The 17,972-nt window shown below is 63.2% G+C and carries 15 protein-coding genes and 1 tRNA gene; 8 read left to right on the top strand and 8 right to left on the bottom strand.

All coding sequences use genetic code 11. The features are described from left to right. The first annotated feature begins 108 nt into the window (after positions 1 to 108). Positions 109 to 387 (top strand): type II toxin-antitoxin system HicA family toxin, encoded by a 279-nt coding sequence (locus tag ETQ85_RS07670; RefSeq protein WP_148578455.1) that lies wholly within the window; start codon positions 109 to 111, stop codon positions 385 to 387. 237 nt (positions 388 to 624) lie between these two features. Here the strand turns inward: ETQ85_RS07670 and ETQ85_RS07665 are convergent, their stop codons facing one another. From ETQ85_RS07665 to trxB, 5 genes are all read right to left on the bottom strand, one after another. Continuing rightward, positions 625 to 1,047 carry a transcription regulator gene (locus ETQ85_RS07665; RefSeq protein WP_148578454.1) on the bottom strand — a complete coding sequence of 141 codons (423 nt, stop codon included), beginning with the start codon at positions 1,045 to 1,047 and terminating at the stop codon, positions 625 to 627. Then, complete coding sequence (locus ETQ85_RS07660; protein ID WP_148578453.1) at positions 1,044 to 3,227, bottom strand: NosR/NirI family protein; 2,184 nt, start codon at positions 3,225 to 3,227, stop codon at positions 1,044 to 1,046. The genes ETQ85_RS07665 and ETQ85_RS07660 overlap by 4 nt, the downstream gene beginning before the upstream one ends. A gap of 156 nt (positions 3,228 to 3,383) precedes the next feature. Then, the gene (nosZ, locus tag ETQ85_RS07655) at positions 3,384 to 5,333 is read right to left on the bottom strand and encodes a TAT-dependent nitrous-oxide reductase (RefSeq protein ID WP_148578452.1); all 1,950 of its coding nucleotides are present in this window, start codon (positions 5,331 to 5,333) and stop codon (positions 3,384 to 3,386) included. A 271-nt stretch (positions 5,334 to 5,604) separates the two neighbouring features. Next, complete coding sequence (locus tag ETQ85_RS07650; protein WP_148578451.1) at positions 5,605 to 6,585, bottom strand: Smr/MutS family protein; 981 nt, start codon at positions 6,583 to 6,585, stop codon at positions 5,605 to 5,607. A gap of 71 nt (positions 6,586 to 6,656) precedes the next feature. Then, positions 6,657 to 7,616, bottom strand: a complete 960-nt coding sequence (gene trxB / locus ETQ85_RS07645; protein ID WP_148578450.1) for a thioredoxin-disulfide reductase — start codon at positions 7,614 to 7,616, stop codon at positions 6,657 to 6,659. 216 nt (positions 7,617 to 7,832) lie between these two features. On the opposite strand from trxB, the gene ETQ85_RS07640 reads away from it, so the two are divergent. From ETQ85_RS07640 to ETQ85_RS07625, 4 genes are all read left to right on the top strand, one after another. Further along, complete coding sequence (locus ETQ85_RS07640; protein WP_148578449.1) at positions 7,833 to 8,504, top strand: Crp/Fnr family transcriptional regulator; 672 nt, start codon at positions 7,833 to 7,835, stop codon at positions 8,502 to 8,504. A gap of 141 nt (positions 8,505 to 8,645) precedes the next feature. Continuing rightward, on the top strand, positions 8,646 to 11,066 hold the full coding sequence (locus ETQ85_RS07635; RefSeq protein WP_148578448.1) for a DNA translocase FtsK: 2,421 nt from the start codon (positions 8,646 to 8,648) through the stop codon (positions 11,064 to 11,066). Then, on the top strand, positions 11,066 to 11,689 hold the full coding sequence (lolA, locus tag ETQ85_RS07630; protein WP_342781951.1) for an outer membrane lipoprotein chaperone LolA: 624 nt from the start codon (positions 11,066 to 11,068) through the stop codon (positions 11,687 to 11,689). The genes ETQ85_RS07635 and lolA overlap by 1 nt, the downstream gene beginning before the upstream one ends. A 20-nt stretch (positions 11,690 to 11,709) precedes the next feature. Beyond that, positions 11,710 to 13,041, top strand: a complete 1,332-nt coding sequence (locus ETQ85_RS07625; protein WP_148578446.1) for a replication-associated recombination protein A — start codon at positions 11,710 to 11,712, stop codon at positions 13,039 to 13,041. Between the two features lies 1 nt (position 13,042). Here the strand turns inward: ETQ85_RS07625 and ETQ85_RS07620 are convergent, their stop codons facing one another. Further along, the gene (locus ETQ85_RS07620) at positions 13,043 to 13,306 is read right to left on the bottom strand and encodes a hypothetical protein (RefSeq protein ID WP_148578445.1); all 264 of its coding nucleotides are present in this window, start codon (positions 13,304 to 13,306) and stop codon (positions 13,043 to 13,045) included. A gap of 259 nt (positions 13,307 to 13,565) precedes the next feature. Here ETQ85_RS07620 and serS point away from each other — a divergent pair, with 259 nt between their 5' ends. The 3 genes from serS (at position 13,566) to ETQ85_RS07605 (ending at position 15,481) form a co-directional block, all read left to right on the top strand. Further along, a complete protein-coding gene (gene serS, locus ETQ85_RS07615) occupies positions 13,566 to 14,852 on the top strand; it encodes a serine--tRNA ligase (RefSeq protein WP_148578444.1) in 1,287 nt (428 codons plus the stop codon). A gap of 133 nt (positions 14,853 to 14,985) precedes the next feature. Further along, positions 14,986 to 15,348 carry a carboxymuconolactone decarboxylase family protein gene (locus ETQ85_RS07610; protein ID WP_148578443.1) on the top strand — a complete coding sequence of 121 codons (363 nt, stop codon included), beginning with the start codon at positions 14,986 to 14,988 and terminating at the stop codon, positions 15,346 to 15,348. Positions 15,349 to 15,391: 43 nt separating this feature from the next. Further along, positions 15,392 to 15,481 (top strand) — tRNA-Ser (locus ETQ85_RS07605). A 245-nt stretch (positions 15,482 to 15,726) separates the two neighbouring features. Here ETQ85_RS07605 and ETQ85_RS07600 read toward each other — a convergent pair. Together ETQ85_RS07600 and ETQ85_RS07595 are read right to left on the bottom strand one after the other, a co-directional pair. Then, the gene (locus ETQ85_RS07600) at positions 15,727 to 15,948 is read right to left on the bottom strand and encodes a hypothetical protein (RefSeq protein WP_148578442.1); all 222 of its coding nucleotides are present in this window, start codon (positions 15,946 to 15,948) and stop codon (positions 15,727 to 15,729) included. Continuing rightward, entirely contained in the window at positions 15,941 to 17,800 is a 1,860-nt protein-coding gene (locus ETQ85_RS07595) for a hypothetical protein (protein WP_148578441.1), read from the bottom strand. Before ETQ85_RS07595 ends, ETQ85_RS07600 begins: the two co-directional genes overlap by 8 nt. Between the last annotated feature and the right edge of the window lie 172 nt (positions 17,801 to 17,972).

The following is a 17,972-nucleotide window of genomic DNA, read 5'->3' as shown; positions in this document are numbered from 1 at the left end:
CCGGTCAAGTGGGGGGTGACATCGTTTCGATGGATGTTGCGTTTGCGCATACCCGGGCGGCCCTGCCGGTGCAAGAATGACCGGCACAATCAACGGGAGGACCATGCCATGAGCCACAAACACCGCAATGTTCTCGAAGCGATCTTTCGCGACCCCATCAGCAGCAACATCCAGTGGCGCGAGGTCGAATCCCTGCTCAATCACCTCGGCGCGAGCATCGATCCCAGCCACGGGGCGCGCTTTCGCATTGTTTTGAACCGCCACGAGTTCTTCGTGCATCACCCGCATCACGGCAACGAGTTTCTCAAGACCGAAGTGAAGCACCTGCGGGAATGTCTGGCGGCTGCGGGAGTGAGTTTGTCGGCCTACGATGCAGAACGGGGCTGAATGATATGTCTTGTGACCGGCCAGAACTGTCTTCCGACTGGCCGTATAAACGTTCCGATAGTCCGGAACTGTCTTGAGCGTCGTCGGAACAATGTTCTGGGCTATCGGAAAGGTCTTTCGATAGTCTGGATAAGTGTTTCGACCCGTCGGAAGTGTGTTCCGATTAATCGTGAGACGCTTTGGGCCAGTCGGGAAAGGATTTGCAGGGGCGACTGAGTTTGCCCCTGCACGTCGCCTCTATACTTGCAGGGCGCCGATGCTCTTCAAGCCGATGAACAACACAGCCCCGATGAGCAAATTCTTGAAGCTCACGTAGCAGATCATGTCCATCACCGTCGCGCGGCGGTACAGGTGGCCCCACCAGGGGCCTTCCTTGACGTAGGGCTTGGCGTCGAGGCGGACGAAGACTTCCAGCACGCTCCAGCCAAACCACCAGCCGATGATGGCGCCGGCTTCGAGGCGGCCCATGGCGGCCAGCACCCACGCCACCGTGGCGGCGATGGCCAGTGCAAAGCCTGCACCCTGAATAAGCTTGCGCGCCGGCTGGCCGCGGCCGGCCCACGGCCACAGGTGATCCCAGGCTTCGGCAGCCAACCATTTGAGGCCGTGGGCGTTGCCGTAAGCGGGCTGGCGGAGTTCGGTCTTGTCGGCGATGGTCATGCTGCGGCACCTTCCTGCTTCTTGTCGGCGGGAACCGGGTGGATCGGGATGTAGTAGCCCTTGCCATTGATCGGGGTGAGGGGCTGGCCGGCCTTGGTGCGGCGCTTGCGCTCCTGGGCCAGCGGCGGGCAGGCGTGGTCGTCGTAGTAGAGAACCATGCAGTCGAGGCACAGCATGCATTCACGCTGGTCGATGTTGCCCTTGGTGTCGATGGCCAGCGAGCCGCAGCCCTTGGCGCAGGCCTTGCACGAGGTGCATTCGTCCTTCCGCTTGAGTCCGAACCAGCGGAAGGTGGTCGGCATGGCCAGCGCGGCGCCCAGCGGGCACAGGTATTTGCAGAAGGGCCGCTCGGTGAAGATCGACAGGCCCAGCAAACCGGCGGCGAACAGGCTGTAGGGCCAGCTGCGGTTCATGATGCCGACGAGGAAGGTGGTCTTGAAGGGTTCGACTTCAGCGAGCTTTTCGGCCAGGCCCATGTTGAAGAAGGACACCGCCAGCAGGCCGAAGAAGACGGCGTATTTCACCCACTTGAGCTTGTCGTGCAGCTTTTGCGGCAGGTGGAACTGGAAGCGCTTGAGGCCGACGGCCTGGCCGATCTTGTAGAGCAGCTCCGACAGGGACCCGAAGGGGCACAGCCAGCCGCAGAAGAAGCCGCGGCCCCACACGAAGACCGTGACGATGATGAAGATCCAGAAGACGAAGATCAGCGGATCGGACAGGAACAGCTCCCACTTCCACTGGAAGAGCAGGGAGTGGAACCAGGTGAGCACCTGGGTGATGGAGGGCTGGGCCATGGCGGTGAAGCCGACGAAGCCGATGGACACCACCCAGGCGGTGTATTTGAAGGCATTCACCGGCCACTTGTTCTTGTGGGTGGAGCGGCGTACCAGCTTGTCGCGGCTGGCGTAGGCGGCCGAAATCAGCAGCAGGAAGACGGTGAAGGCGCCGATTTCGACGGCGCGCTCCTTCCACACCTTGAGCCAGGTGGGGTCGGGCTTGATGACGAGCGGGCGGCCGCCTTCGAGGTATTTGGCGTCGAGCCAGTATTCCTTGTCGAAGTTGGCGAAGGTCTTGGCGGAGGTTTCCTTGTCGATCTTGTTGCCGAGGAAGACCAGCTTCCAGGGGTAGGCAGCCGAGAAGCTCTTGCCGCGGATGATGAAGATGGCCGATTCGTCGAAGGCCGGTGCGCCGGGGGCGGACACGCCCCACAGGTTCACGTAGTCGAGGTCGCGGAAGGTGAAGCTGTCCTTGTCCTGGCGCACCTGGACCCGGTCGTAGAGGCCGCCGCGCACGAAGCCGGAGCCCTTGAAGGAGTCCATGCCGGCCGTCTTGACGATGAAGATGGCGTGTTCGCCGGGCAACAGGCGGCTCATCAGGCCGTCGTAGGCATACTTGCCCAGGATGGCCCGGCCGATGGCGGGCTCGTTGAGGTAGCCGAACCACAAGTCCATGTAGGGGCGGCCGTCGCTCTTGAGGCCAACCTCTTCGGCCTTGACGACAAGGCGCTGGACGCTGCCGTCTTCCACCAGATCGGCCCAGCTGGGGGTGGCGGTGGAGGCGATGAATCTGGCCTGCGGGCGATGCACCGGTTTGAGGATGCCGACCTGCCGGGCGACTTCGTTGCCGGAGGTCATCATCACCTGGTTCTGGGCGATGACGGTGACGGTGGCGCCGGTGATGGCGTCGAGGCCGATGAGGTGCTCGTCGGGGCGGGATTTGCCGATCTCGATGTTGTCGCCGACGAACTTGCCGAGGTACTGGTTGTTGAACTTGACCAGCGCAGTTTCGGGGATGCCGAGCAGCAGGATGGGTTCGGAGTGCTTGAGGATCTTGACGCCGGTGAAGTGGCCGGTGGTGTCCATGCCGATCAGTGTGACGACCGGCTTGCCTGAGTAGGCCGGAATGTCAGTGATGTCGGTGGACAGCATGACGTAGCCGAGGAGCTTTTTCTGTCCGGCTTCGTCCTTGTAGGCTTCGACGAAGGGCGGCTGGCCGCGGCGCTCGGAAAACGAGGTGGCGCCGGGCATGACGTCCTTGCACGGGGTGTAGTCGCACATCTTCGGTGCGGTGGACAGCTCCGGCGGGAGCTTGACTTCGTAGGTGTCGGCGAGCGCGGTACCGCTCAGCAGGGCAGAGGCGAAACAGGGGAGGAGACGGCGCAGGGCGCGCAGGGAGAGCATCGAGTGACTCCGCTAATCAGTATGTCAACGGATTCTGATGTTCGGTGGCGCGGGGCGCCTTAAGCTGGGTCAATTTGCCGCAGAGGCCGGGCTGGAACGAAAAAAGGGGAGACGCGGACGTCTCCCCAAATTACAGCTTCGATAAGGAACTCTTGCTTACTTCTCGACGATCATCCGCGAGCGCATTTCGAGGTGCAGCGCGTGGCAGAAGTTGGTGCAGTAGCACCAGTAGACGCCGAGCTTGTCGACCTTGAAGGTGACCGACTTGGTTTCCTGCGGATTGACGAGGAAGTTGATGTCGTACTTCGGAATCGCGAAGCCGTGGGTCAAGTCTTCGACCTTGTCGAGGTTGGTGAGGATGAGGGTGACTTCATCGCCCTTCTTGACGGTGAATTCCGGCAGGCTGAACGACGGTGCCTGCGACACCATCTTCACGGTGACCTTGTTGCCATTGCGGAAGACGCCCGATTCCTTCGCGTCCTTCACGGCGTTCGGGAATTCGTCGAGGTTGTAGACCTGGCGGGTCTTGACGAGGTCGCGACGGACGATGATGGAGTCGTGCGGCTCGGAATACACGGCGTGATCGGCCACGACCTTCATCTTGTCGCCGCTGATGTCGATCAGCTGGGCGGTTTCGGGGTGCAGCGGGCCGACCGGCAGGAAACGATCCTTGGAGAACTTGTTGTCGGACAGGAAGTACTTGCCGTCCGGCGCCTTGGTTTCGCCCATGGAGGTGAAGCCGTGGCCCGGCTGGTATTGCACGTCCACCCGGTCAAGCACGACCTTGGCGTTCTTGTCGCCCTTGAAGGACTGGATTGCCGCTTCGACGTTCCACTTCACGATCTGGCTGTCGAGGAACAGGGTGGTGAAGGCGTTGCCCTTGTTGTCGAAGCCGGTGTGCAGGGGGCCGAGGCCGATTTCCGGTTCGGCGACGACGGCTTCGCGGGCTTCCTTCAGCTCGCCGTTGAACCACTTCAGCACGAGGTCGTGCTGGATGACGCTGGCGGTGGGGGAGAGCTTGCCGGAGCACACGAAGTACTTGCCGTCCGGGCTGGCGTTGACGCCGTGCGGGTTCTTCGGAATCGGCACCGAGCAGGTCAGCGCGGTTTTCGGGTCCTGGTTGGCGGCCTTGGTGCCATCGACGACGGGCACCTTGGAGCTGCCGTAGGTGCGAGTCTTGCCGGCCTTGACCGCTTCTTCGATGCGGGCAATGTTGAAGAACAGGCAGGCATCGTGCTCGGACGACATCATGTCCTGGTAGTGCGCGCCCATCTCGGTGTTGTACTGGTTGGTGGCAGCCAGCTTGCCGTCGTAGGAGGTGGCCACCAGGTCGCAGTTGCCGTCGATCAGTACCTGCCAGCGCACTTCCATGGATTCGGAATCCACGCAGGTGAACAGCGAGTGGTACTTGGTCGGGTCGTTCATGTCGTTGCCGTCGTTGGGCAGCGGAATGGAGAACTCGGCGCCGCAGAACACGCGGGTGGTGTGGTTGATCTTTTCATCGACCGGATCGCGCTTGTCCGGGAAGGTGCCGTGGAAGCCCTGGATGTTGGGCAACTCGGTGATCTTGTCGCATTCCATGGTGTCCATGCGGATGCGCGCCAGACGGCTATGGATCTTGTCGTTCACGAACATGTACTTGCAGTCGTACATGCCGTCCACGTAGGTCTGGTGAACGTGGTGGGTGTCGCCGGTGTGGTACTTCAGGCTGCCGTCGGCCTTGGTGCCGAGGATCGCCTTGGATTCGTTGGTGATGCCCCAGCCGACCAGGCAGTCCATGTTGAACACCGGAATGCGCTTGAACAGGCGGCCGGAAGGCAGGCCGTAGATGCGCACTTCGCCGGAGTGACCGCCGCTGGAGAAGGAATAGTATTCATCGAGCTGGCCGGGGGCGACTTCGTACTTGCCGAACTCCCCTGCTGCATGTGCGGCCGGAGCGGCACCGGCAGGTGCGCCGGCGGCGGGTGCAGCCGCTTCCTGTTTGCAGGCGGACAGGCCAACGGAAAGGCCTGCACCGGCGAGGCCGGCGAGGGCGGCGGTGTTCAGGAATTTGCGGCGTGCCGGAACGGCGGTTTGATCGTCGTGCTTGATGTCTTCGGTGCTCATTGTTGGTCTCCGTAATCCCTGGGCCTGAAGCGAACTTGCCGCACTGGCGGCGTTGGTAGACGAAGCAGGGAGCGGAGAGGTCGGGCTGCGACACGCTGTCCCTGCGGCAATCTGTCGCAGCGAACTTTAGGTGCGTGGCCCGGGAAAAAAATTGACCGTGGGCAAGAATCACCGAAGACGACGGGAAAATGCGCGGAAAAGGAGTGTGGTGTCTACAGCGTATTCTAATACGCTGATGGAGAAGGGCTTTTTGGGGCGAGGGGACGCTGCTCTAGCCACGCAGGGCGGAGCCGGCCTGCAGCAGCACCAGCAGTGCACCGTCGCCACCGTCGTGAGGGCGGGCCTGGCAGAAGGCGAGGATGTCTTCCCGCTGGGCGAGCCAGCCGCGCGACAGGTGCTTGAGCACCGGGATGCGTCCCGGTGAGCCGTGGCCCTTGCCGTGGATGACGCGCAGGCAGCGGCGACCCTGCTGGAGGGAGGCGGCGATGAAGTGGGCCAGGCTGGCGCGGGCTTCGTCGCGGGTCAGGCCGTGGAGGTCGAGTTCGCCCTGCACGACCCAGCGTCCGCGGCGCAGGTCGGTGAGAACCCGGCGCGGCAGGCCGCTACGCAGGTAGGCCGCTTCGTCGCCGGTGTCGAGGCGGTCCTCGAAGGTGAGGGGCGCTTCAAGGGCTTCACGCAGCACTTCGCGTTCGTCTTCTTCGCGCTTGAGGGGCCGTGGTGCGGGCACGGGGCGGGCGACGTCGGCGAGGTTCTTGTCCTTGAGGGGGGCTACTTCGCCGGCGATGTGGCGGAAGAGCTTGGTTGGATCACGGAGGATGCGTTCGTCGATGGCCTGGACGGGCGGCGCTTCCCATTGGTCCACGGCACGCACCTGGGCATTGATCTGCTGGCGCTGCAGGCTCAGGTCGGCGCGGTTGAAGTCCTTGATCGGGGCAATGTCGCCGAGGGCGGCACGGAACACGGCCAGCGGGTCGTTCTCGTCGATGCGCGGGGCACGGCGCGGGGTGTCTGCTTCGGCTTCGACGATCTGTGGACGCGGCACCGGTGCGGGCTTCGGGATGCCGAGTTCGGCCTGCCCCGCGCTGCGCAGGGGCTGAATGCGGCCGACCTCGCTGCGAAACAGCGTGCTGTCGTCGGGTTCGGCTGGAACTGCCTTGACGGCCGGCTTCGGTCGCGGGCTGATTGCCGAGGGAACGCGGTTCCTGAGGGCCTTGAGGGCGTCGAGTCCGGTGCTGCGCTTGTCCTTGCCCATGGCGTGCGAAAGGTGATGTCCAATGAAAAACGGACCGGGATGCCCGGTCCGTTGGGGGGCGAGAGCCGGTTTTAGCCGGCGAGACCCAGGCTGTCGAGGTAGCGTTCGGCGTCGAGTGCGGCCATGCAGCCGGTGCCGGCGCTGGTGACGGCCTGGCGGTAGATGTGGTCCTGCACGTCGCCGGCGGCGAAGACGCCCGGTACGCTGGTGGCCGTGGCGTTGCCCTTGCGGCCGCCGTGGGTGACGATGTAGCCGCCTTCCATCTCGAGCTGACCTTCGAAGATGTCGGTGTTGGGCTTGTGGCCGATGGCGATGAAGACACCCTTCAGAGTGACGTCCTTGGCCTCGCCGCTCTTCACGTTCTTGATGCGCATGCCGGTCACGCCGGTCTGGTCACCCAGCACTTCTTCTAGGGTCGAGTCGAGTTCGAGGACGATTTTGCCGGCGGCGACCCGCTCGTTGACCTTGTCGATCAGGATGCGCTCGGCCTTGAACTTGTCGCGGCGGTGCACGAGGGTGACCTTGCTGGCGATGTTGGCCAGGTACAGGGCTTCTTCGACAGCCGTGTTGCCACCGCCGACCACGGCGACTTCCTGGTTGCGGTAGAAGAAGCCGTCGCAGGTGGCGCAGGCGGAAACGCCCTTGCCGGCAAAGGTTTCTTCGGAGGGCAGGCCGAGGTACTGGGCGCTGGCGCCGGTGGCGATGATCAGCGCGTCGCAGGTGTATTCGCCCGCATCGCCCACCAGGCGGATCGGCTTTTCAGCCAGATGCGTGGTGTGGATGTGGTCGAAGATCATTTCGGTGTTGAAGCGCAGGGCGTGCTTTTCGAAGCGCGCCATCAGCTCGGGGCCTTGCACGCCGTCGGCGTCGGCGGGCCAGTTGTCGACCTCGGTGGTGGTCATCAACTGGCCGCCCTGGGCGATGCCGGTGATGAGCACGGGGTTCAGGTTGGCGCGGGCGGCATAGACCGCGGCGCTGTAGCCGGCGGGGCCGGAGCCAAGGATGAGCAGCTTGATGTGACGAGTGGCCATCTGTGTGGGTCTTTCCGATGTCTGGGGCAAGGAAGACCGATTATAAAGCGCTCCGTTCCCTGTGACTTTCCGAAATGCAGCGCTCTTCTTGCTGATTCAGGGCTCGGCGCCAATCGTCGATGCTCAAGTTTGTTTTATACTTGACCGTTGTATGTGCATGATGAATTTGTCACGTCATCCACAAATTGATTTGCATTTTGCCTAGGGGAGCCCCATATGACCGTTACCAGCTCAGTGTCCACGATTGCCCTGCGGACTTTTCCTATCTTCCAGGGCCTCGGCGATGACCGGCTGGCTGCCGTTGCGCGTTGCGCGATGATGCGACGGGTCCCGCGGGGCTCTGCGGTCGTGCATGAAGGCGATCGTACCGATTTTGTCTACTTTGTGCTGACCGGCAACCTGAAGGTGATGGTGAGCGACGAGGATGGGCGTGAAGTGATCCTGACCATTCTTGGCCAGGGTGAAATGTTCGGCGAGATGGGGGTTCTCGACGACAGCCCCCGTTCTGCCTCGGTGGTGGCCGTGTCGCCGTCTGATCTGGTGACCATTGCCAAGACCGATTTCAAGCGCCTCATGCAGGACAACTTCGATCTGGCCTGGCATGTGATGTGCAACCTGACGCGCCGTCTGCGAGACGCTGATCGCAAGATCGAAAGCCTCGCGCTGATGGATGTTTACGGCCGTGTGGCGCGCCTGCTCCTCGAGATGTCGGAAGAGGTCGATGGTCTGAAGATCGTCAAGAAGAAGATCTCCAAGCAGGACATCGCCAAGATGATCGGTGCCTCCCGCGAGATGGTCAGCCGGGTCATGAAGGATCTCGGCTTGCGTGGCCTGATCGAGGAAACCGACGGGGGCATCATCCTGCGGGAGCAAATCATCGATTTGTGACTGGTCCGGAAATCCTTCCTTACTCATTCGGAACCTGAGCAGGCGGGGACGACCAGAGACCCTGGTTTATAATCAAAGCGCGGTGTATGCCGCGCTTTTGCTTTTTTTGTATCGCCCCCGGTATCGCCCCAGCTCCCACTCATGCTCAATCGTCCTTCCACCCGTCCACTTCCCCTGCCGGAGAAGATCTCCAGCCTGTTGCAGGAAGCCCGCTGGCTGCTCCTCGGTGTGCTGGCGCTTTATGTTGCCATGATCCTGTTCGGCTACTCCAAGGCTGATCCGGGCTGGTCCCACGCGGTGCAGGTGGAGCGGGTGAGTAATCCGGGCGGGCGTTTCGGCGCCTGGATGTCGGATCTGCTGTTCTATCTTTTCGGTCTGTCGGCCTGGTGGTGGGTGGTTTTCCTTGGCTTCGGGCTGGCGATCGGCTTTCGTCGCCTGCAGATGCACTTCGGTGCCGATCGGCGCTCCTTCTTTGTTGTGTTGTTCGGTTTTCTGGTGGTGCTGGTGGCGAGCAGCAGCCTTGAGGCGATGCGCTTCCACACCCTGAAGGCGACGTTGCCGCTGGAGCCGGGCGGTGTCATCGGCCTCGAGCTGGGCGGTCTGGTGCTTCAGTATCTGGGTTTTACAGGCGGCACGCTGCTGCTGCTGGCCCTGATTGCCGGCGGGTTGAGCCTGTTCTCGGGGATCAGCTGGGTCGAGGCTTCCGAGGTCCTCGGGGCTGGTCTCGAAAAGGTGTGGATGTTTGTGACCAACGGCTTCCAGACCTGGCAGGATCGACGCGTTGGCCGGGAAGTGGCCCAGAAGCGTGAGGCCGTGGTCGAGGTCCAGCGCAAGAAGGAAGAGGCCGCGCCATCTCAGCCGGTACGCATCGAGCCGGCAATGTCCGAGGTGGTCAAGGCCGAGGTGGTCAAGGCCGAGGTGGTCAAGGCCGAGGTGCTCAAGGTCGAGCCTGTGCAGAAGGAGCGCTCGGAGCCGGTGTTCGCCGAGGCACCGCAGAGGCCGCATCCCGCCCCGGTGTTCACCCAGGCTCCGCCCAAGCCGAGGCCGGCGCCCCCCCCGCTGATGGAGCATTCCGGCGGCCCGTTGCCACCGCTGTCGCTGCTTGATATTCCCTCCCATGATGTGGAGCCGCCGTCGCCCGAATCCCTGGAGTTCACGTGCCGCGTGATCGAACGCAAGCTGGCTGATTTTGGCGTCGAGGTGAAGGTGCTGGCGGCCTATCCCGGCCCGGTGATCACCCGTTTCGAGATCGAGCCGGCGGTGGGCGTGAAGGGTAGCCAGGTGGTCAATCTGGTCAAGGATCTGGCCCGGGCGCTTTCGGTGGTGAGTATCCGTGTCGTCGAGACGGTGCCCGGCAAGGCTTGCATGGCCCTCGAATTGCCCAATCCCAAGCGCCAGACCGTGCGCCTGTCGGAAATCCTCGGTTCCAAGGTCTACCACGACATGCAGTCGCCACTGACCGTGGCGCTCGGCAAGGACATCGGTGGTCAGCCGATGGTCGCCGACATCGCCAAGACGCCGCACCTGCTGGTGGCCGGTACCACCGGTTCGGGCAAGTCGGTGGGCATCAACGCGATGATCCTGTCGCTGCTCTACAAGTCCGAGCCGAGCGACGTGCGTTTGATCCTCGTCGATCCGAAGATGCTCGAACTGTCCATCTACGAAGGTATCCCGCACCTGCTGGCGCCGGTGGTGACTGACATGAAGCATGCCGCCAACGCGCTCAACTGGTGTGTGGCAGAGATGGAAAAGCGCTACAAGCTGATGTCCTCCCTTGGTGTGCGCAACCTGGCCGGCTACAACAAGGCCGTTGCCGATGCTGCCAAGGCCGGCTCGCCGCTCACCAACCCGTTTTCGATCACCCCGGAAAGCCCCGAGCCCCTTGACAAGCTGCCCTACATCGTGGTGATCATCGACGAGCTGGCCGACCTGATGATGGTGGTCGGCAAGAAGATCGAGGAGTTGATTGCCCGTCTGGCCCAGAAGGCCCGGGCGGCCGGTATCCATCTGATTCTCGCCACCCAGCGCCCCAGCGTGGACGTGATCACCGGCCTTATCAAGGCCAACATCCCGACCCGCATGGCCTTCCAGGTGTCCAGCAAGATCGACTCCCGCACCATTCTCGACCAGATGGGCGCCGAGGCGTTGCTGGGGATGGGCGACATGCTCTACCTGGCGCCGGGCACTGGCCTGCCGATTCGCATGCACGGCGCTTTCGTGGCCGACAACGAAGTGCACCGGGTGGTCGAATACCTCAAGTCTCTTGGTGCGCCGGATTACATCGAGGGCATCCTGGCGCCGTCGGAGGAGGAGGGCGGTGACCTGCTCGGTGGCGGCGAAGGCGGCGGTGAGGGCAGTGAAGCGGATCCGCTCTACGATCAGGCCGTCGAGATCGTCCTCAAGACCCGTCGGCCATCGATTTCACTGGTTCAGCGGCATCTGCGCATCGGCTACAACCGGGCTGCTCGCCTGATCGAACAAATGGAGCGCTCGGGACTGGTTTCGTCCATGGGCACCAATGGCAATCGGGAAGTGGTTACGCCACCCCGCGAAGGAGAATGATGTTTCGCACCCCCACGCTGCGCGCCCTCGGGCTCGCGCTGTTATTCGCTGCCGGTTCGGTCCACGCAGACGGGCTGGCCCAGCTCAAGCAGTTCATGGACGGCACTCGGACGGCACGGGGCAGCTTCACCCAGCAGGTCTTCTCCAAATCGGGACGCAAGCCCCAGCCGGCGAGCGGCACCTTCGCATTCTCGCGGCCGGGCAAGTTCCGGTGGATCTACGAAAAGCCTTATGCCCAGTTGCTGGTGGGCGATGGCTCCAAGCTGTGGGCCTACGATCAGGAACTCAATCAGGTCACGACCAAGAAGCTTGGTCAGGCGCTCGGCAGCACGCCAGCGGCGATCCTGGCGGGCGACAACTCCCTCGACAGGAACTTCGTGCTCAAGAACGCCGGTGATGCCGACGGGCTGGAGTGGATCGAAGCGACGCCGAAGGCCGAGGACAGCAGTTTCGAGCGCATCCGCATGGGCTTTGCCGGCGGTCAGCTGAAGGCGATGCTGCTCAATGACAACTTCGGCCAGACCACTTCGCTGCTCTTCGGGCAGATCGAGCGCAACCCTTCCCTCGACGCCGGCTTGTTCCGTTTCACGCCGCCCAAGGGCGCTGACGTGGTGGGTGAGTAAGCACAGGTTTTCGTACTTTCATGGCTGATCTTTTCGATTCTCTCGATCCGCCGCGTCTGCCGCTGGCGGAAGCCATGCGTCCGCAGACGATTGCGGACGTGATCGGCCAGAAGCACCTGCTCGGGCCTGGCAAGCCGCTGGCACTGGCCTTTCAGTCGGGCAAGCCCCATTCGATGATTCTGTGGGGGCCGCCCGGGGTCGGCAAGACAACGCTCGCACGCTTGATGGCACGGGCCTTCGACGCGGAGTTCACGGCCCTGTCGGCGGTGTTTTCGGGGGTGAAGGACATCCGTGAGGCGATTGCCCAGGCCGAAGTTGCACGTACCCGCGGGCGCCACACGATCCTGTTCGTGGATGAAGTCCATCGCTTCAACAAGGCCCAGCAGGATGCCTTCCTGCCTTTTGTGGAGCAGGGGCTGGTGACGCTGGTCGGGGCAACGACCGAAAATCCGTCTTTCGAGGTGAATTCGGCGCTGTTGTCGCGGGCGGCGGTTTACGTGCTGCAGCCGTTGAGTGCCGACGAACTGGGCGAGCTGTTCGAGCGGGCGCGGGCCTTTGCCTGCCCTGAACTGGTTTTTGAGGATGATGCCCGTGACCGCCTGACCGGCTTTGCCGATGGTGACGCCCGGCGCATGCTGAACTTGCTGGAGCAGGTCGAGACGGCGGCCACCACTGCAGGCGTGAATCCGGTGCCGGCTGCCTTCATCGACGATGCGTTGTCGCGCAGCCTGCGGCGTTTCGACAAGGGCGGCGAAGCCTTCTACGACCAGATATCGGCCTTGCACAAGTCGATCCGCGGTTCCGATCCGGATGCCGCGCTGTACTGGCTGTGCCGCATGCTGGATGGTGGTGTCGAGCCGCTGTATCTGGGGCGCCGGCTGGTACGCATGGCGAGTGAGGATATCGGCCTGGCGGATCCGCGCGCGCTGGAAATCACGCTCAATGCCTGTGCCACCTTCGAGCGGCTGGGGTCGCCGGAGGGGGAGCTGGCGCTGGCCCAAGCCGCGGTTTTCCTGGCCTGTGCGGCCAAATCGAACGCGGTTTACAAGGCGTATAATGCGGCGCGCAAGTTTGTGTCCACCGACACGTCCCGGTCGGTGCCGATTCATCTGCGCAATGCGCCGACGAAGCTGATGAAAGAACTCGGCTACGGCAAGGCTTATCGCTACGCCCATGACGAACCGGGCGGTTACGCCGCTGGCGAGAGTTACCTGCCGGACGGAATGGCTCCGCCGGGTTGGTATGAGCCTGTTGGACGCGGCCTGGAGGCGAAAATCGCCGAAAAACTGGAGCGCCTGCGGGAACTCGACCGGGAGTTTGAAGCCCGTGAGGCCCGCGCAGGGCGTGGGTGAATCAGTGTTGGAGTGGGTGGCTCGCTACAAAGCGGGCGCAGGCGTCACGGAAACGCTTGGCCTTGGTAGGGTCGCCACGCTCTTCGGCGGCATCCACGAGGTCAAGCATGAACTGGGTCAGCATCAGGGTGCCTTCGCGAGTCTGAACCAGACCACAGGCAATCTGAGCCGCAGCCGCTTCGGGAATGTCATGGTGCTCGGCAATAATGGCAACGTCCTCGTCGGTGAGGTCGCAGTAATCCAGGCAGTCGCGGATGGATAACATCGGAGTCTCCTTCAATGGTCAAATTGAAATGGCGCCGTCTGCGGACACCTTCTCTTGATTGTGACCTATGAGTTTGTTAAATCAAGAAAAGTTTCACCTTTTTTAGGCTATTAACTTCTTGATTTCTATTGTTTCCAGGGGCGCATGCAAGGCATGCATGTTGCGCTGCAATATAACCGAAAAGCCGTGGTCATGCGAAGCAATTTCCAGGCCGCGACTTTGTCGATAAGCTAGTTTTCTGATTTGAATAGGGATTGTCATGCTTGATGTTCAACTGCTTCGTGCCCGTCTGGATTTTGTTGCGGAGCGCCTGGCGACGCGCGGAATGACCCTCGATGTCACTGCTTTCCAGACTCTCGAGGACGAGCGCAAGACGCGCCAGACCCGTACCCAGGAACTCCAGGCCCGCCGCAATGCGCTGTCCAAGCAGGTCGGTCAGCTCAAAGGCAAGGGCGAAGACGCTTCTGCCGTGCTTGCCGAGGTGGCTGGCATCGGCGATGAACTGAAGGCCAACGAGGTCGCCCTTGCCGATTTGATGGAGCGGTTCAACGCTTTCATTGCCGGCCTGCCGAATCTGCCCCACGACAGTGTGCCCGTCGGCCGTTCGGAAGAAGACAACGTGGAGGTCAGTCGCTGGGGTACGCCCGCCAGTTTCGACTTTGAGGTGCGCGATCATGTGGATATCGGAACCCGCCTCGGCGGCCTGGATTTCGAGACCGCGGTAAAAATTTCCGGGGCCCGCTTCACGCTGATGAAGGGCGGCTTGGCTCGCCTGCACCGGGCACTTGCCCAGTTCATGCTTAATACTCACACGGACGAGCATGGCTACACCGAGTTGTACACGCCCTACATGGTCAACGCGGCCAGCATGTACGGCACCGGCCAGTTGCCCAAGTTCGAGGAAGAGCTGTTCTCCGTGCCGAAGGCCGATGGCAGCAAGTTCTACCTGATCCCGACTGCCGAGGTGCCCGTCACCAACATTGTGCGCGACGAGATTCTGTCGCTGGATGCGCTGCCCCTCAAGTTCGTCTGCCACACCCCGTGTTTCCGTTCCGAAGCTGGCAGCTATGGCAAGGACACCCGCGGCATGATTCGCCAGCACCAGTTCGACAAGGTCGAGTTGGTGCGCATCGAGCATCCGGACAAGGCCTGGGAGGCGCTGGAAGAGCTCACCGGTCACGCTGAGACCATCCTGCAGAAACTCGAACTGCCTTACCGCAAGATCGTGCTGTGCACTGGCGACATGGGCTTTGGCGCGGCAAAGACCTACGATCTGGAAGTCTGGCTGCCGGCTCAGAATACCTATCGGGAAATCTCCTCCTGCTCGTGCTTCGAAGGCTTCCAGGCGCGTCGCATGCAGGCCCGTTTCAAAAATGCCCAGGGCAAGAACGAAACCCTCGCGACCCTCAACGGTTCCGGTCTGGCGGTGGGGCGCACCCTGGTGGCTGTGCTCGAGAATTACCAGCAGGCGGACGGTTCGGTGCGTGTACCGACCGTGCTGCAACCCTACATGGGTGGGGTCACTGTTCTGGAGGCTGCGTCCTGAGGATTCTCACAAGGCGTGACGCAGTTCCTTGGTGAGGGCAAATGGGGTTGTCCGACTTATGCTGAGCGGTTGACCACTGGTCGAGTGGCGAGGATATTTGAATGAGTTATTTCAAATTCATAATTCGAACCCCATGAGCAAGTCATTTCAGACAATTACTTCAGATCTTTCCAAGGCACTGGACACGCTGCGTGCGGAGATTCCCGGAACCATGCAGGGTTTTAGTACGATGGCCCGGGAGTCCATGAAGGCCGGTGTGCTGTCAGCGCTCGACAAGGAGTTGATCGCCCTGGCCATCGGTATCGCCTCCCGCTGTGACGGCTGTGTTGGTTTTCACGTAAAGGCCCTGATCCGTCTCGGCGTGAGCCGCGAGCAACTGATGGAAACCCTGGGCATCTGCACCTACATGGGCGGTGGTCCGAGCCTGATGTACGCTGCCGAAGCGGTGCGTGCGTACGATGAGTTCATGCCTGGCGCGATGAAATCTGCTGCGTGACTGGTTTTTTTTAAAATCTTGGGTATAATTCTTTGCTTCGAGCGGAAAGGTGGCAGAGTGGTCGAATGCGCCGGACTCGAAATCCGGTGTACGTTTAGGCGTACCGTGAGTTCGAATCTCACCCTTTCCGCCAAGCACCAAGTGAATACGCCCCTTACGGGGCGTTTTTCATTTTTGCCCCGCAATCTGCCCTGCGTGGAAAAAGAGCTTGGGTGTCGGGGAGGGCGCTTCTTTCGGCACCGCTCTGCTAAAGGCTAGCCCAGCCTCGCGGTCCTGTAAGCGCGCGGGACATTTGGCACGGATTTGCAAGTGGTTTGGCACTGTCGGCGCCGTTACTTGTGCCCCCAAACCAGGCCGGTCTGGTGTCGTGGTAACGCCTCAAACTTCGATATCCACTCCCGGCAGGTTCGGTGCTTCACCTTCTATGGCGGCGTCGCGGTGATAGACGGCCGTGCCAATGGGCGCGGTGCCGCGGACAGTGATGACAGCTCCGCCGGGCAGGGTGAGCTGGCTGGATGTGCCGTCTGTCCAGGTGACGGCGCCGGTGAGCAGCGGGGGGCCGGCAGTGAGTTCGCGGAGGGCCTTGAGTGGGTTAGTCACGGACTTCGATCTCCACGGTTTGCCACAGCTCGGGGTGCGACCATTCGCCCTGTAGCGAGCGGGTCAGGCCGCGGCGGGTGATGCCTTCGGCGCTGTACTCGATCATGCGGCCGGGCAGGATGAGGCCGGTTTCCGGGAGCACGGGGAGGCGCAGGCTGATGCGGGATTGGGCGCCGCCTTCGGCGAGTACCGTGCCGCCCCGGGCGCGCGTCATGATGGGGTCGGTGGCCAGGGCATCGACGACCTGGGGGGCGAGGCGGTCTGCTGCGGAGCCTGCACGCAGGACGCGGTCGCGGCGGCCGGCGGCGGACTGGCCGATCACGTACACCGCGTTGTATTCGGGTTGGTCGGCGGTGAGGGTGCGCTCGACTTCGACGATGTCTTCGGGCAGCACGATGTCGGGCGTGGCGCTGGGCCAGTGCCACGGCAGGGCCGGGTAATGCGGCAGGACGGCGATGCGCTGCGCGGCCGGGTCGGCCTGGAGGTAGCCGCCGCCGGCCTCGGCGAGCCGTGCGAGGGCTTCCATGTGGGTGCCGTAGTGGCTCCAGGCGCCGGCGGGGACGAGCCAATCGACGATCTGCCAGTCGAGTGCCCAGCCGATGGAAACGCCGTTGACCGTGAGGACGGCGTCGGCCAGCTGCTGGGCGTTGAGGGCGGTGAGGTTGCTGCGGGCTTCCTTCGGCGCGTACTGCTCGGACAGCCAGGCGGAACGGCTGCGGCCGGAGACGCGGAGCCAGTCGGCGCCGTGGCGCCGGTCCCGCTCCGAATTCTCGGCCAGCAGGCGCATTTCAAGGCCATTCACCACGGCGATCAGCTCGACGGGGTCCGGATTCCGGGCGACCAGCGCCCTGGCGCCGCCGGGGATCACTGCGGACCAGGTCCAGTGCGGGCCGTCCCGGCTGATGCCGACGGCCAGGCCGCGCGCGGGGATCTCGACCCCGCTGTCGGCGCGGGCGAGGGTAATGGTGTTGAACACGTAGTAAGCCTCCAGGACGGGGACAAGGATGGGGGCCGGCACAGGCAAGCCGTCACGTCCAAAGATGAGGTGCGTTGAGCGCGTGAGCAGCGTGTCGAACAGCAGGTCCACCGCGTTACCGGGCGGCGGGATGTAACGGCCCGGGGTGGGCGGCACGACGACGGCGGTGCGACCGGGCCGAGGGCCCCATGCGTCCTGCCAGCGCCCTGCCTGGCGCAGCAGGATCTGCTGTGCCGGGCCGGCGTGCTGGCGGATAGCCATGGCCCGTGCAATGGCCTCTTGAGCCGCCGTGGTGACGGCGCGCAGGTAGCGGATCGTGTCCTGCCAGCGTCCGCCCACATGAGAGGATGCGGCCTGAGCCTCCCCGAAGCGGCTGGCCAGCACCTGGTGGGATGAGGCGGCGTCCTGCCAGCTCGCTGCCGCATCGGCGAACATAGGGGCGGAGGCTTGAAACACGCCGGCCAGGCCGCAGGCTGCGGGGGCGGCATCCTGGAAGGCCGCGCCAGCGAACGCAGTGCGCAGGGCTGCGGATTGATACCTGGTGCGGGTGCTGTGGGTGGCCGAGACGGCCTGCTGGAAGCGTTCGGTTTGACTGGACAGGTAGGCCTGCGCGACTTGGGCGCGATCACGCGCCACACCGACCAGCGGGCGCTCAACTTCGGATCGATACTCAGCCCGAATGGCGATCGCCGCACCCGGCGCAAGCACCGCAACAGCCGTGGCATACGCAGCGCCCACGCTCATCCGGACCGCCGGCGCCGGGGCAACCGCGACGACGACGATGTGCCCTACGAAGTCATCGGGGGACGGGCCTCGACCGAAGACCAGGTGGGTGCTGCGGTCGAGCGCGCGGTGGAGGCGCAGATCGACGCTCACGACGAGAGGACCACGCTATCGACGTAGATGCGGCCGCCGTGGTAGTAGGGGCCGGGTGTCAGCAGCAGCACGAGCACGCCCTCTCCGACCACGTCGGAGGCCGGGCCGTTGAGCACCCAGCGGCCGTCGCCGTTTTCGAGGCGGGCCCAGGTCGGCGTGCCGGTGGCCAGCA

The sequence above is a fragment of the Zoogloea oleivorans genome (assembly GCF_008107625.1).
GTDB lineage: Bacteria > Pseudomonadota > Gammaproteobacteria > Burkholderiales > Rhodocyclaceae > Zoogloea > Zoogloea oleivorans.
Note: the sequence above shows the minus strand (reverse complement) of the source record. Positions and strands in the feature narration are given on the sequence as shown.